The sequence below is a fragment of the Caulobacter sp. LjRoot300 genome (genome assembly GCF_964253875.1).
GTDB lineage: Bacteria > Pseudomonadota > Alphaproteobacteria > Caulobacterales > Caulobacteraceae > Caulobacter.
The window spans coordinates 936824-951028 of record NZ_CAXUSA020000003.1 but is presented as its reverse complement, the minus strand read 5'-3'; the positions used below and the strand labels follow the sequence as shown (position 1 = coordinate 951028).

Genomic DNA, 14205 nt, shown 5'->3' with positions numbered 1-14205 from the left:
TGGGCCGGCTGGCGTTGACCGGTTCTGGAACAAGACAGAGGGGCAGGGGGCTTGGGGATTCGAAGGGCATGGGCGAGTCGGTCGGCGAGCGCCGCGCTCGCCGTCGCGATGGCGGTGGGCGGCGGCCTGGCCGAAGCCGCGCCGGCCGTTCGCGCCGCCTATCTCGACCGCCCGCCCCAGGATGAGGTGATCTACTTCGTCCTGCCCGACCGGTTCGCCAACGGCGACACGGCCAACGATCGTGGAGGGCTGGCCGGCGATCGCCTGAAAACCGGCTTCGATCCGTCCGACAAGGGTTTCTATCACGGCGGCGACCTGGCCGGCCTGACCGCCCGGCTCGACTACATCCAGGGCCTGGGCGCGACGACCATCTGGCTGGGACCGATTTTCAGGAACAAGGTCGTGCAGGGACCGCCGGGCCAGGAGTCCGCCGGCTATCACGGCTACTGGATCACCGACTTCACCGACGTGGACCCGCATTTCGGCACGCGGGCCCAGCTGAAGGCCTTGGTCGACGCCGCCCATGCGCGCGGCCTCAAGGTCTATCTGGACATCGTCGCCAACCACACGGCCGACGTGATCCAGTACCGCGACTGCCCGGCTGGCGGTTGCGACTACCGGTCCAAGGCCGACTATCCGTTCGTCCGCCAGGGCGGGATTGCGGGCGCGGCGATCAACGACGGCTTCCTGGGCGACCAGGCCGGGCGGCAGACGGCGGAGAACTTCGCGCTGCTGACCCGGCCCGACTTCGCCTATAGCCCTTACGTCCCCAAGGACGAGGCGAGCGTCAAGAAACCGGCCTGGCTGAACGACCCGATCTGGTACCACAACCGCGGAAACAGCCGGTTCACCGGTGAAAGCTCGACCTATGGCGACTTCTCCGGCCTGGACGACCTGGCCACCGAGAACCCGCGCGTGGTGCAGGGCTTCATCGACATCTATGGCCAGTGGATCGACGACTTCGGGATCGACGGCTACCGGATCGACACCGCCCGTCACGTCAATCCCGAGTTCTGGCGCGCGTTCGTGCCGGCCATGCTGGCCCGCGCCAAGGCCCGGGGAATCCCGAACTTCCACATCTTCGGCGAGGTCGCCGAAACCGAGCCGGGCATGCTGGCCAGGTTCACCCGGGTGGACGGCTATCCGGCCGTGCTCGACTTCGCCTTCCAGGGCGCTGTGGCCGACGTCGTCAACGGCAAGGCGGGGCCCGACGTCCTGGCGCACCTGTTCCCGCAGGACGCGCTCTACGAGGGCGGGGAGGCGGCCACGCTGCAGCTGCCGACCTTCCTGGGCAATCACGACATGGGCCGGATCGGCCACTTCGTGCGCCTGGCCCATCCGCAGGCTTCGGACGAGGAGGTGACGCGGCGCGTGCTCCTGGCCCACGCCTTGCTGATGTTCACCCGCGGGGTCCCGGTCCTCTATTACGGCGACGAGCAGGGACTGGTCGGCGAGGGCGGCGACAAGGACGCCCGCCAGGACCTGTTCGCGACGAGGGTCGCCGCCTACGCCGCCGACCGGCTCGTGGACGGCGGCTCGGCGGCGGGCGACCACTTCGCGACCGACGGGACGCTCTATCAAACGATTTCGGCCATGGCCCGGCTGCGGGCCGCCGAGCCGGCCCTGCGGCGCGGCCGCCAGGTCGTGCGGGCCGCCGGCGACAAGCCGGGCCTGTTCGCGGTCTCCCGGATGACACAGGACAGAGAGGTGCTGGTGGCGTTCAACACCGGCCTGGCGCCGATCACGGCCCAGGTCGAGGTCGACGCGACCTCGCGGGCCTGGCGGTCCGCCCACGGATCCTGCGCGGCGATCGCCACGGCGCCGGGCAGCTATCGGGTCGAGATCGGCCCGCTCGACTACACGATTTGCGTTTCGGAGACTGGCCAGTGACGGTCGAGACCCTTTCAAAACCGTCCATCGACCCGGCCCACGACCGCGACTGGTGGCGCGGCGCGGTGATCTACCAGATCTATCCGCGCAGCTTCGCCGATTCCAACGGCGACGGGGTGGGCGACCTGCCGGGCGTCACCGCCCATCTGGAGCACGTGGCCTCGCTGGGCGTGGACGCCATCTGGCTGTCGCCGTTCTTCACCTCGCCGATGAAGGACTTCGGCTACGACGTTTCAAACTATGAGGATGTCGACCCGATCTTCGGGACCCTGGCCGACTTCGATCGCCTGGTCGAGAAGTCCCACGCCCTGGGCCTGAAGGTGATCATCGACCAGGTGTTCTCGCACACCTCCGACCAGCACCCGTGGTTCAAGGCCAGCCGCCAGGACCGCACCAACCCCAAGGCCGACTGGTACGTCTGGGCCGACGCCAAGCCGGACGGCTCGCCGCCCAGCAACTGGCAGTCGGTGTTCGGCGGCCCGTCCTGGACCTGGGACGCGCGCCGTCGCCAGTACTACCTGCACAACTTCCTGTCGGCCCAGCCCGACCTCAACGTCCACAGCCCGCAGGTGCAGGACGCCCTGGTCGCCGCCTCGCGGTTCTGGCTGGAGCGCGGGGTCGACGGCTTCCGCTTCGACGCCATCAATTTCGCCATGCACGACCAGGCCCTGACCGACAACCCGCCGATCCTGGGCGGCGAGGGCAAGCGCACCCGGCCGTTCGATTTCCAGCACCACTTCCACAACCAGTCGCACGACGACATCCCCGCCTTCCTGACCCGGCTGCGCCAGCTGGGCGAGTCGTACGGCGGGCGGTTCATGGTCGCCGAGGTCGGGGGCGAGCGGGCCGACAGCGAGATGAAGCTGTACACGCAAGGTCCCGACCGCCTGCACAGCGCCTACGGCTTCCTCTACCTCTATGCCGAGACCCTGGCGCCGGCCCTGATCCGCCAGGGGGCGGCCCTGTGGCCGGGCGGCGAGGGGCAGGGCTGGCCGTCCTGGACCTTCTCCAACCACGACGCGCCGCGGGCGGTGTCGCGCTGGGCCCGGGGCCGAGACCCCAAGGCCTTCGCCGAGATGTCGCTGCTGCTGCTGGTGTCGTTGCGCGGCAACGTCTTCCTCTACCAGGGCGAGGAACTGGGCCTGCCCCAGGCGCAGGTGCCCTACGACCGCCTGCGCGACCCCGAGGCGATCGCCAACTGGCCCGAGACCCTGGGCCGCGACGGGGCCCGCACGCCGATGCCGTGGGTCGCCGTCGCCGCCCATGCCGGATTCTCCAAGGTCGAGCCCTGGCTGCCGGTCGACCCGGCCCATATCGACCTGGCCGTCGACCGCCAGGAGCGCGACGCCGACTCCACCCTGAACCTGACCCGCCGGGTCGTGGCCCTGCGCCGCCGGCTGCCGGGGCTGCGGACAGGCGACATGACCCTGGTCGACGCCCCCGAGCCCCTGCTGGTCTTTATGCGCGGCCAGGGCGCGGACCAGGTGCTGTGCGCCTTCAACCTGGGTTTCGAGGCCGCCGATTGGGCCTTGCCGGACGGCTGGCGCGTCGTCGAAGGCGTCAACCTTGGGGAGCAGGGGGCGCTGCCGCCGATGGCCGGCCTGGTGGCGCGGCGAGGTTAGTCGCGGACGGGGACACGGACGGGGACAGGCGCATGCGCCTGTCCCCAACTCTGGACGCGACTTGACCGCCTCACGCGGCGGGCCGCTGAAGTTCGGGGAGGGACACGGAGCGCCCGGGCGGGGCCCGGAAGCTCCGTAGAAAATACCGTTTCGACCAGGACCCACGCTCCGCGCGATCGTTGTCCGGGAGCAAGCGGCGGTCGGCGCTGTTGACGCCTCGCCGCTCGAAGCCCACGACGGGCGGGCCGGGCTCGCGTCGCCCGCTCCCGGAACGCCTGCGTCACCGCAAGCCTGTCGCCCTCTTCGGCCCCTCGTCCAACGCCGTATCCGTGTTCCGGGCTCGGCCAGCACCAGATGGACGAAAGTCGCGGCCCCTGGCGGAGCCGCCGCCGACGAGCACGCCCGCTCGACGCTGACAGAGACAGGACGGATGGCGCGTCCGAAACTTCCTGTTATACTATAACAATGAAAAAGCGGAGACCCGCGACCTCACCCAACTTCTTCAACCGGGAGATCGCCGACGCCTACGATCGTCGGAACAGCGCGCTCGCCCCCATCTCCGACAGTCTGCATTTCCTGCTGCGGTTGGTTCTGGCGGACCTGCCCGTCGATGCACGCGTGTTGTGCGTCGGGGTGGGGACCGGCGCTGAAATCCTGTCTTTGGCCAGGATATATCCGGGCTGGTCGTTCGTCGGCGTCGATCCGTCCGATGAGATGTTGGCTGTGGGACGACACCGACTCCAACAGGCGGGCGTGCTGGATCGTTGCGAGCTTCTTCAGGGGTATGCCCAGGATGCTCCTCACGACGGATTTGACGCCGCAGTCAGCTTACTGGTCGCGCACTTCATTAGACGCGAAGGCCGAGGCGCCTTCTATTCGGCCATTCATGATCGCCTGAAGCCGGGAGGCTGCTTCGCCAGCGCCGAGATCAGCGGCGATCTGGACGCTCCGGAGTTCCCCGAGATGCTGGAAGACTGGAAGCGAATCCAAGGTCTAATGGGCGCAACGCCGGAGTCGCTGACGAAGCTTGGTGGCATGATGCGTGATGTGTTGGGCGTTCTGTCCCCGGCGGAGACGGAAGCTTTGTGGGAGGCCGTCGGCTTCCAGAAGCCAGTCCCGTTCTTCCAGGCCTTCATGATCCGAGGGTGGCACGCTGTGAGGACTTGATTGCCGCAAGGCGCCCGCGGCCCATCCGAACTTCGCCTTTGGGTCGTAAGCGGTCTCCAGCCAGCCGCCGACCGCCTCTACCCCCCGCACGACTCGCGGATGATCAGGTCCGTCGGCACGCGTTCGGACCGGCTGGCGCCCTGGCCGCTGGCGTCCAGCAGCTTGGAGACCATCAGCCGGCCAGCCTTGGCGGTGTCCTGCGAGATGGTGCTGAGCGCCGGGCGCGAATAGCGGGCGAACGGCACGTCGTCATAGCCGATCACCGACACGTCGCCGGGGATCGACCTGCCTGCCTGCTGCAGGGCGCGGATGGCCCCCAGGGCGATCAGGTCGGAAGCGGCGACCACCCCGTCGAACGTCACCCCCCGCTGGATCAGGGAGTCGACGCTGGCCTCGGCCGATTCCACCTCGAAATGGGCCGGCACGATCAGCTCGGGATCGACGCCCAGGCCGAACTGCTCGACCGCGTCCAGATAGCCGCGATGGCGCTGCATGGCCTCGGGGGCTTCGGTGTCGCCCAGGAAGACGATGCGCTTGCGGCCCAGGCGGGCCAGGTGCAGCGTGGCGCGCTTGGCGCCCAGCGGATTGTCGGACCCCACCGAGCAATAGGCCTGGTCGGGCAGCTGCGCGCCCCAGACCACGAAGCGGCCTTCGGTCTCGGCCAGACGGTTGAAGGCGGTGTGCAGCCAGCTCTGGCCCAGGAAGATCACGCCGTCGGCGCGGCTGGTGGTCATGGCCGCCGACAGGTCCTCGAAGCTGGTCGGGGCCACGTGGCTGATCATCAGGTCGCAGCCGCGCTCACGCGCCGCCTCGCCGACCCCGGCCAGCAGTTCCAGGAAGAACGGGTCCGACAGCCGGCCCTCGCGGCCCTGCGGGCGGGGCACGACGATGGCGATCGTGCCCTCGGCGCCGATCGGGCCGGCGGGCATGTAGCGGCGGAACGGATAGTCCATCTCCCGCGCCAGCTTCCAGATCAGCTGCTTGGTGCGGGTGTTGACCGCCGGACTGTCGTTCAGCGCCCGCGAGGCCGTGGAGATCGACACCCCGGCCAGCCTGGCCAGGTCTTCCAGCCGCGTCGCGCCCTTGGTCACTGTCCCGCCCCGCCATCAAAAATCTTGTATGTCGCCGTTGCTGCAAATTTTGCCGCAAATCTTTTCAGAACCTTTGTTAAGGCGCCGCGCCAGTGGTTTTCAAGCGCCGTCGGCAAGGCCCCGAGGCCGTCGCTCGCTCAGCTCTGAAAATTTCTGCAACTTTGTGCCGGATCGGCGGCGACTGATTGCGCCCGTTGTTGCCGAGTTGGCGTGACATTTCCTGAACGAATGCCGACATTATCCCGTCAATGCTCGGAAAATTCCGTTGCCAGCCGGATCGACGCATGCGCAAATAGCCTCCACAAAGCGCTGAAAAAGTTTGCGCAAGGTTCCGGCCAACGGAGCCTGGAAAGGGGAGCAATGGCGACCAAGGCCCGGCTGAACGGCTTCCAGATCTGGAACATGTGCTTCGGGTTCTTCGGGATCCAGATCGGTTTCGGCCTGCAGAACGCCAACACCTCGCGAATCTTCCAGGGCCTGGGCGTCCAGGTGGACCACCTGGCCATCCTGTGGATCGCCGCCCCGGCCACCGGCCTGCTGGTGCAGCCGGTCATCGGCTATCTCAGCGACAAGACCTGGGGGCGGCTGGGCCGGCGTCGGCCGTACTTCTTCTGGGGCGCGATCCTGACCAGCGCCGCCCTGCTGGTCATGCCCAACGCCCCCGTCCTGTGGATCGCCGCGGCCGCCCTGTGGGTGATGGACGCCTCGATCAACATCACCATGGAGCCGTTCCGGGCCTTCGTCGGCGACAACCTGCCCGACGAGCAGCGCGCCACCGGCTACGCCATGCAGAGCTTCTTCATCGGCACGGGCGCGGTCCTGGCCTCGGCCCTGCCGTGGATCCTGACCAACGGGTTCTCGGTCAGCAACGTGGCGGAAGGCGGCGGCGTGCCGCCCTCGGTGCACATCGCCTTCTACGCCGGCGCGGCGGGCCTTCTGCTGTCGGTGCTGTGGACGGTGTTCACCACCCGCGAATACAGCCCCGAGCAGCTGGCGGCCTTCGAGGCGACCGAGCGGGCGCGCAGGGGCGAGGCCCCGGTCGCCGCCGCCGACCCGCCGACCCGCCCCGTCCGCGCCTACCTGGCCGGCGGCTTGGCCTGGACCCTGGCCGGACTGCTGCTGGCCGCCGTGATCTTCGCCACGCGCCTGGAGAAGGAGCTCTACGTCCTGGCGGCCATGGCCGGCCTGTTCGGCGTCGCGCAGCTGGTCGCCGGCGTCCTGCGGCGGGCCGGCCAAACCGCCAACGGCTTTTCCGAAGTCGTCGAGGACCTGTTCCGCATGCCGGCCACCATGAAGCAGCTGGCGGTGGTGCAGTTCTTCTCGTGGTTTGGCCTGTTCGCCATGTGGATCTACACGACCCCGGCCGTGGCGGCCTTCCACTACCATGCCGCCGACACGAGCTCGCGGGCCTATAACGACGGCGCCGACTGGGTGGGGGTGCTGTTCGCCATCTACAACGGCGTGGCCGCCCTGGCCGCCCTGGTGATCCCGCCGCTGGCCCGCGCGGTCGGACGCAAGGCCTGCCACGCCCTGTGCCTGGGCCTGGGCGCGCTGGGACTGGCGGCGATCCCGCTGATCCGCGAGCCGGGCCTGTTGTGGATCCCGATGATCGGCGTCGGCTTCGCCTGGTCGTCGATCCTGTCGGCCCCGTACTCGATCCTGTCGGGGGCGCTGCCGGCCGGCAAGATGGGGGTCTATATGGGCCTGTTCAACTTCTTCATCGTCATCCCGCAGCTGCTGGCCGCGACCCTGCTGGGCCTGCTGCTGCGGACCTTCTTCGGCGGCGAGGCGATCTGGGCCCTGGGCCTGGGCGCGGCCGGGATGCTGGTCGCCGCCGCCTGCGTGTTCCTTGTCCGCGACGTGGGCGAACCCCGGGCCTCGCGCGCCGAGGCCCCGTCGCCCCCAGCGCTGTCCAAAGCCTGATCCGCGTCCTGACCGACGCCGTCCTTTCATGAGGTAGTTCCATGCGTTGCCTGAAGATGCTCGCCCTGGCCTCGGCGGCCGCGACGGCCCTGGGCGCGGTCGCCCACGCCGAGACCCCGACCACCTGGGCCTACGCCGCCAAGACCGGGGTCGGCGCATCGTACGAGGCCTATGTCGACGGCGCCTACAAGGACGGCGGCCCGACCGGGACGGTGTCGAAGGTGTGGTTCTCGATCGCCGACGGAACCCTGACCGAGACCATGTACGGCCTGATCCACGAGGCCCAGATCAAGCAGCTCCGGGTGGCGGTGAAGACCCCGTCCGGCCTGGCCGTCGAGGGCGCCGACACCACGTCCACGACCCAATACCTGCACGTCGACGCGGCCGGCCGGCCGCTGTCGCCGGCCTACAAGATGACCACCACCGACAGGCAGGGCCGGTTCGAGATCGAGAAGCGGATCTTCACCGATCCCGACCAGAACGCCCTGTTCGTGCGGGTGACGGTCCGCGCCCTGAAGGGGCCGGTGACCCCGTTCCTCGTGCTGGAGCCGCATATGGCCAACACCGGCGGCGGGGATGCCGGCGCGGCCAGCGCCTCGGCGCTGAGGGCCTACGAGGGCAAGGCGTTCCTGAGCCTGAAAGGCGCCCGGTCGTTCGTGAAGGCGGTCGCCACGCCGCTGGGAAGCGACGCCCTGTCGGCCGTGAAGGCGGCGACCCTGACCGGCGGCGCCTCGGCCAAGGGCGCGATCGTCCTGACCGCCGAGCTGCCGCGGCAGGTCTCGGGCGAGGCGACCTACGATTTCGCCCTCGGTTTCGGCGGCGACGCGGTCGCCGCCGACCAGGCCGCGTCCGCTGCCCTGAGCACCGGCTATGACGAGGTGCTGGCCCGCTACAACGGCGAGGGCGACCGCGTGGGCTGGGAGGACTACCTGGCCTCGCTGACCGAGCTGCCGCGCCTGCGCAAGGTTTCGGAGGACGGCGGCAAGCTGGTACAGGCCAGCGCCCTGATGCTGAAGGTGCAGGAGGACCGCACCTATGCCGGCGCCCTGATCGCCTCGCTGTCCAACCCCTGGGGCGACACCGTCGACGCCTCCAAGCCCTCCACCGGCTACAAGGCCGTCTGGCCGCGCGACTTCTACCAGTGCGCGATGGCCCTGGCGGCCCTGGGCGACAGGGAAACGCCGCTGGCCGCCTTCCATTACCTGCCGCAGGTCCAGGTCAAGGCCGACACCAAGGGCAACAGCGGCGTCGGCGGCTGGTTCCTGCAGAAGACCTGGGTGGACGGCACGACGGAGTGGGTCGGGGTCCAGCTGGACCAGACCGCCATGCCGATCATGCTGGGTTGGAAACTGTGGAAGCTGGGCTGGCTGCCCGAGGCCGACCTGAAGGCCTATTACAGCAAGATGATCAAGCCGGCGGCCGACTTTCTGGTCGACGGCGGCAAGGTCGAGATCGGCTGGAACCACGAGACCATCACGCCGCCGTTCACCCAGCAGGAGCGCTGGGAAGAGCAGGGCGGCCACTCGCCCTCGACCACGGCGGCCACCATCGCCGGCCTGGTCGTGGCGGGCGACATCGCTGACCTTGCCGGCGACGCGGCCGGCGCGGCCCGCTATCGCGCTGCCGCCGACGCCTATTCGGCCAAGGTCGAGGCGCGGATGGTCACCACCAAGGGGCCGTTCGGCGACGGGACCTATTATGTGCGGCTGAACCAGAACGAGGACCCCAACGACCACACCCCGATCGGCGCCGCCAACGGCCAGATCGCCCCGCCCAAGGACCAGGTGGTCGACGGCGGCTTTCTGGAGCTGGTCCGCTACGGCGTGCGCCGGGCCGACGACGCGGCCATCGTCGGCAGCCTGCCGGAGCTGGACGACACCAGCCGGGCCGACCTCTACCGCGTGCGCTACGACTTCAAGTTCCCGGGCGTCAAAGGCGAGTTCCCCGGCTGGCGGCGCTACGACATCGACGGCTATGGCGAGGACGCCCAGACCGGCGCCAACTACGGCGTCGGCGGAAAGATGTCGCCGGGCCAGCGCGGCCGGGTGTGGCCGATCTTCACCGGCGAGCGCGGCCACTACGAACTGGCCCTCGCTAGCCTGAACGGCAAGCCGGACGCCGCGGCGATCCGGAAGATCCGCGACCGCTACGTCAAGGCCATGGAGCTGTTCGCCAACGAGGGCCTGCTGATCCCCGAACAGGTTTGGGACGGCATCGGACCCAATCCGCACGGCTATGCGCGCGGCGAGGGCACGGACTCGGCCACGCCGCTGGCCTGGTCGCACGCCGAATACGTCAAGCTGCTGCGCTCCGTCAGCGACGGCCAGGTGTGGGACCGCTACGACCCGGTGGCGGCACGTTACGCGAAGTCGGGCGGCTAAGTAGCTTCCGCGTCGATGAAAATCGGCGCGGACGGAAGCTTCACTTTGAAAGCTTTACCTTAAGGGCAGTTCGAACAGCGCGCCCTCGAAGGCGTCGGCGCCGCGGCCGATCTCGGCGATCGCCGCCGACATCCGACCGCCCCGGCACAGCGCCGCGTCCGCCAGGCTGACCAGCAGCGGGTTCGGCGTGGCGTAGGGCGCGGCGGCGCGCAGGGCCTGGGCGATCTCGCGCTCGGATCGCCCCGGCGCGCGCTGGCAGGCCACGACGAAGGCGGCCGCCGTCGAGCGGCTGACCCCGGCCCAGCAGTGGACCAGCATCGGCCGGGCCGCGTCCCAGCCGGCCGCGAAGTCCAGCAGTCGGGCGACCTGGGCTCCGTCCGGCGGCGTGAAGCCTTCGCGGGGTTCGGCGATGTCGTGGAAGGCCAGGCGCAGGCCAGCGCCATCGGCGACCGGCCAGGCCTCGGCGGCCGAGGCCGGCGACAGCAGGCTGACCAGGTGCGAGGGTCGGTGCAGGGCGCGCGCGGCCTCGACCTGGCTGAGCGGGCAGACCAGCAGGGTCATCGCGCCGCCAGTATGGCCGAAACCCCCAGCAGCACGCCCAGTTCGCAGGCCTGCTCGACCCCGCCCAGCACGTCGCCGGTGTGGCCGCCGATCAGCCGCCGGGCGGTCAGAGCCAGGGCCGCCGCCAGGACCGCGCCCGCCGCCGCGCCCGCCAGGCCGGCCCAGCCCAGCAGCGCCAGCGGCCAGACGCCGAGGCCAGCGGCGACCAGCAGCTCGAACGGCCGCACGCCGTCGGGCGCGGGCTTGTACTTGGCGTCGTCGCGGTCGCTGACGTGACGGCCCGACACCATCACCGCCACGGCGGCGACCCGGCCGGCGCCGTGGGCCGCGACCAGGGCCAGGGCGGCGGTCGCCAGGGGCAGGGTCGCCAGGGCGGCGACCTTGAGAGCCAGGACCAGTCCCAGCGCCAGCACGCCGTAGGTTCCGACCCGGCTGTCCTTCATGATCTCCAGGCGCCGGGCCGGGGTCTGGCCGCCGCCCAGGCCGTCGGCGGTGTCGGCCAGGCCGTCCTCGTGGAAGCCGCCAGTGACCAGCACCCCCGTCGCCACGGCCAACAGGGCCGGCAGCGGGCCGCTCCACAGCTGTCCGGCCGCCAGCAGCACCCCGGCCGCGATCGCGCCCACCCCGATCCCGACCAGCGGGAAGTAGCGCGCGGCGCGGGTGATCCAGTCCGGCTGGAAGTCGGCGAACGACGGGGCCGGCAGGCGGGTCAGGAACTGCAGGGCGCAGAAGAACAGCTTCAGCTGGCGCGGCATCAGTCGGGACCCGCCTCGATCCCGGCCAGGACATCGGCGAGCGCGGCGACGTCGGTCAGCAGGTTGGCGGCCGCGACCAGCAGCGGGGCGGCCAGGGCCGCGCCGGTGCCTTCGCCCAGCCGCAGGTCCAGGTCCAGCAGCGGCCGGACGCCCAGGGCCTGGAGCATGGCCGGATGGCCGCGCTCGGCCGAGCCGTGGGCGAAGACGCAATAGTCGAGGGCGGCGGGGACCAGGCGGACGGCGGCCAGGGCGGCGGCCGTGCTGATGAAGCCGTCGATCAGGGCCACCCGCCGCATCGAGGCCGCGCCCAGCACCGCCCCGGCCATCATGGCGATCTCGCAGCCGCCGAACTGGGCCAGCACGTCCAGCGGCTCGGTGGCGTCCGAGCGCTGGGCGGCGCGGGCGATGCCGGCCTGTTTGCGGGCCAGGCCCTCGGCGTCGTGGCCCGTGCCAAGGCCGACGCAGGCGTCCAGCGGCGCGGGGGCCAGGCGGTGCATGACCAGGGCGGCGGAGGAGCTGTTGCCGATGCCCATCTCGCCCAGGGCGACGACGTCGGCCCCGTCGGCCGCCGCGGCGCGGGCGATGTCGGCGCCCCGGGCGATCGCCGCCAGCACCTCGTCCGGGGTCAGGGCCGGCTCGCGGGCGGCGTTGCGGGTCCCGCGTCGGATCTTGGCGGCGACCAGGTCGGGATGGCCCGGCAGGTCGGCGTCGACCCCGGCGTCGACCACCCGCACCTGGACGCCCGAGGCCCTGGCGAAGGCGCTGACGCTGGAGCGGCCCGACAAGAACAGCCCGACCATGGCGGCGGTGACGCTGGACGGATAGGCCGAGACGCCCTCGTCGGTCAGGCCGTGGTCGCCGGCGAACACATAGAGGTCGGTGCGGGCGACTCGCGGGTCCGGCCGATTCTGGACCAGGCCGATCCGCACCGCCAGGTCCTCGATCCGTCCCAGCGACCCCGGCGGCTTGGCCTTGCCGTCCAGCAGGGCCCGCAGGACCGGCTCGAGGGTGGCGTCGACGGGCGCGATGGCGGCGGCGAGGGCGGGCAGGGTCATCATGGCGAGGTCCTGGATAGACGAGGCGGGGTCATCGGGCGAGCACGGCGATCAGGCCGATCGCCAGCGGGATCAGCCAGAGCAGCAGGCAGGCCCGGCGATAGAGGCGCAGGCCACGTTCAAGGTCGGCGGCGGTCGGCCGCGGTCCGTCGCCGAAGGTCGGCCGGGTCGTCCTGACGCCGTCATAGACCGCCTCGCCGCCCAGCTGGACGCCCAGCGCGCCGGCCATGGCGGCCTCGGGCCAGCCGGCGTTGGGCGAGGCGTGCCGGCGGGCGTCGCGGAGCATGATCCGCCAACCAGTTCCGCCGGCCAGGGCGATCAGCCCGCCCGCCGCCCGCGCCGGGACCAGGTTCATCAGGTCGTCGGTCCGCGCCGCCGCCCAGCCGAACATCCGCCAGCGCTCCTCTCGGTGGCCGACCAGGCTGTCGGCGGTGTTGACGCTCTTGTAGGCGAAGAGCCCCGGCAGGCCGCCGACCAGCAGCCAGAAGGCCGGGGCGACGACGCCGTCGTTGAAGCTTTCGGCCAGACTCTCCAGGGCGGCGGCGGCCACGCCCTCGGGATCGAGCCCGCCGGTGTCGCGGCCGACGATCATCGCCACCGCCGCGCGGGCGGCCGGCAGGTCGCCGGCTCGCAGCGGCGTCAGGACGGCCGCGACGTGGTCGTGCAGGCTGCGCTGGGCCAGGCCGACCGTCGCGACCAGGGCGACCAGCGCCAGCGCCGGCGGGCTGGTCCTCAGCAGCCCCTGCGCCGCGCCGCCGAGCAGGACGGAGGCGGCGACCAGCAGCATGATCAGGACCACACCCAGCAGCCGGCGCCGCTGGTCGGACGACGCCGGCCGGTTCCAGCGCCGCTCCAGCCCCCCGATCAGCGCCGCCGGCCAAGCCACGGGATGTCCCGCCAACCGGTTCAGCGCGGCCGGATAGCCCAGCAGCGCCTCCAGGCCCAGGGCCAGGGCGACGACCCACGGCCAGGGCGCCGCCTCAGCCATCCACGCGTCCGATCAGCTCGATCAGCGGTCCCCAGGCGCCGGAGACGATGGCGGTCCTCACGCCATAGGCCCGCTCCAGCACGGCCGGCGTCAGGGCCTCCAGCGGCGCGGCGTCGGCGATCAGGGCCCCGTCGCGCAGCACCAGCACCCGGTCGGCCAGGCGCAGGGCCACGCCCAGGTCGTGCAGGGTCATCACCACCCCCTGGCCGGGTTCGGCCGCGAAGGCGCGCATCAGGTCGACGGCGTCCAGCTGATGGCCGGGATCCAGCCCCGCCAGCGGCTCGTCGGCCAGCAGCCACGACGGCTCGCCCGCCAGCACCCGGGCCAGCAGGGCGCGGGCCCGCTCGCCGCCCGACAGGGTGGTGACGTCGCGTCGCGCCAGGCCGGTCATGCGGGTGCGGACCAGGGCGGCCTGGACGGCGGCGTGGTCGGCGTCGCTGAGGCCGCGGGCCCCGCTGTGCGGGGTGCGGCCCAGGCCGACCAGGGTCTCGACGTCCACCGCCCAGGCCACCTCCGGCGTCTGGGGCAGGAAGCCGATGCGGCGGGCGCGCTGGCGATGCGGCAGGGCCAGGATCGGACCGTCGTCCAGGCGGACCTGTCCGGCGTCGGGGCGGCGCAGTCCGGCCAGGCAGGCCAGCAAGGTTGACTTGCCCGCGCCGTTGGGGCCGACGATGGCGGTGACCTGACCGGCGCGGAACCGCGCACTGACGCCCGCCAGCACCGTGCGGCCGCCCAGGGCGACGGTCAGGTTCTCGGCGACCAAGTCGCTCAT

General features: G+C 71.2%; 11 protein-coding genes. 5 read left to right on the top strand and 6 right to left on the bottom strand.

All coding sequences use genetic code 11. The features are described from left to right. The first annotated feature begins 108 nt into the window (after window positions 1-108). The 3 genes from ACSQ2G_RS14400 to ACSQ2G_RS14390 all read left to right on the top strand — a co-directional run bounded on the left by ACSQ2G_RS14400 (window position 109) and on the right by ACSQ2G_RS14390 (window position 4679). Entirely contained in the window at window positions 109-1890 is a 1782-nt protein-coding gene (locus tag ACSQ2G_RS14400) for an alpha-amylase family glycosyl hydrolase (RefSeq protein WP_436031916.1), read from the top strand. Then, entirely contained in the window at window positions 1887-3512 is a 1626-nt protein-coding gene (locus ACSQ2G_RS14395) for an alpha-amylase family glycosyl hydrolase (protein WP_436031914.1), read from the top strand. Before ACSQ2G_RS14400 ends, ACSQ2G_RS14395 begins: the two co-directional genes overlap by 4 nt. A gap of 465 nt (window positions 3513-3977) precedes the next feature. Next, the gene (locus tag ACSQ2G_RS14390) at window positions 3978-4679 is read left to right on the top strand and encodes a class I SAM-dependent methyltransferase (protein ID WP_436031912.1); all 702 of its coding nucleotides are present in this window, start codon (window positions 3978-3980) and stop codon (window positions 4677-4679) included. Window positions 4680-4756: 77 nt separating this feature from the next. Here the strand turns inward: ACSQ2G_RS14390 and ACSQ2G_RS14385 are convergent, their stop codons facing one another. Next, window positions 4757-5770, bottom strand: a complete 1014-nt coding sequence (locus ACSQ2G_RS14385) for a LacI family DNA-binding transcriptional regulator (protein ID WP_436031911.1) — start codon at window positions 5768-5770, stop codon at window positions 4757-4759. Window positions 5771-6130: 360 nt separating this feature from the next. Between ACSQ2G_RS14385 and ACSQ2G_RS14380 the strand changes: the two genes are divergently transcribed. Continuing rightward, window positions 6131-7693 carry an MFS transporter gene (locus ACSQ2G_RS14380; RefSeq protein ID WP_436031909.1) on the top strand — a complete coding sequence of 521 codons (1563 nt, stop codon included), beginning with the start codon at window positions 6131-6133 and terminating at the stop codon, window positions 7691-7693. Between the two features lie 41 nt (window positions 7694-7734). After that, window positions 7735-10074: a glucan 1,4-alpha-glucosidase gene (locus ACSQ2G_RS14375; RefSeq protein ID WP_436031907.1), complete on the top strand. Its 2340-nt coding sequence runs from the start codon at window positions 7735-7737 to the stop codon at window positions 10072-10074. A 54-nt stretch (window positions 10075-10128) separates the two neighbouring features. On the opposite strand, the gene ACSQ2G_RS14370 is transcribed toward ACSQ2G_RS14375, so the two are convergent. Genes ACSQ2G_RS14370 through ACSQ2G_RS14350 form a run of 5 tightly spaced genes read right to left on the bottom strand, consistent with a single transcriptional unit; the run spans window position 10129 to window position 14205 of the window. Beyond that, window positions 10129-10635, bottom strand: a complete 507-nt coding sequence (locus ACSQ2G_RS14370; RefSeq protein ID WP_436031905.1) for a tyrosine phosphatase family protein — start codon at window positions 10633-10635, stop codon at window positions 10129-10131. Beyond that, window positions 10632-11390: an adenosylcobinamide-GDP ribazoletransferase gene (gene cobS / locus ACSQ2G_RS14365; protein ID WP_436031903.1), complete on the bottom strand. Its 759-nt coding sequence runs from the start codon at window positions 11388-11390 to the stop codon at window positions 10632-10634. The genes ACSQ2G_RS14370 and cobS overlap by 4 nt, the downstream gene beginning before the upstream one ends. Then, window positions 11390-12448 (bottom strand): nicotinate-nucleotide--dimethylbenzimidazole phosphoribosyltransferase, encoded by a 1059-nt coding sequence (gene cobT, locus ACSQ2G_RS14360; RefSeq protein WP_436031901.1) that lies wholly within the window; start codon window positions 12446-12448, stop codon window positions 11390-11392. Before cobT ends, cobS begins: the two co-directional genes overlap by 1 nt. Window positions 12449-12476: 28 nt before the next feature. Beyond that, on the bottom strand, window positions 12477-13433 hold the full coding sequence (gene cbiB, locus ACSQ2G_RS14355; protein WP_436031899.1) for an adenosylcobinamide-phosphate synthase CbiB: 957 nt from the start codon (window positions 13431-13433) through the stop codon (window positions 12477-12479). Then, a complete protein-coding gene (locus ACSQ2G_RS14350; protein WP_436031897.1) occupies window positions 13426-14205 on the bottom strand; it encodes an ABC transporter ATP-binding protein in 780 nt (259 codons plus the stop codon). Before ACSQ2G_RS14350 ends, cbiB begins: the two co-directional genes overlap by 8 nt.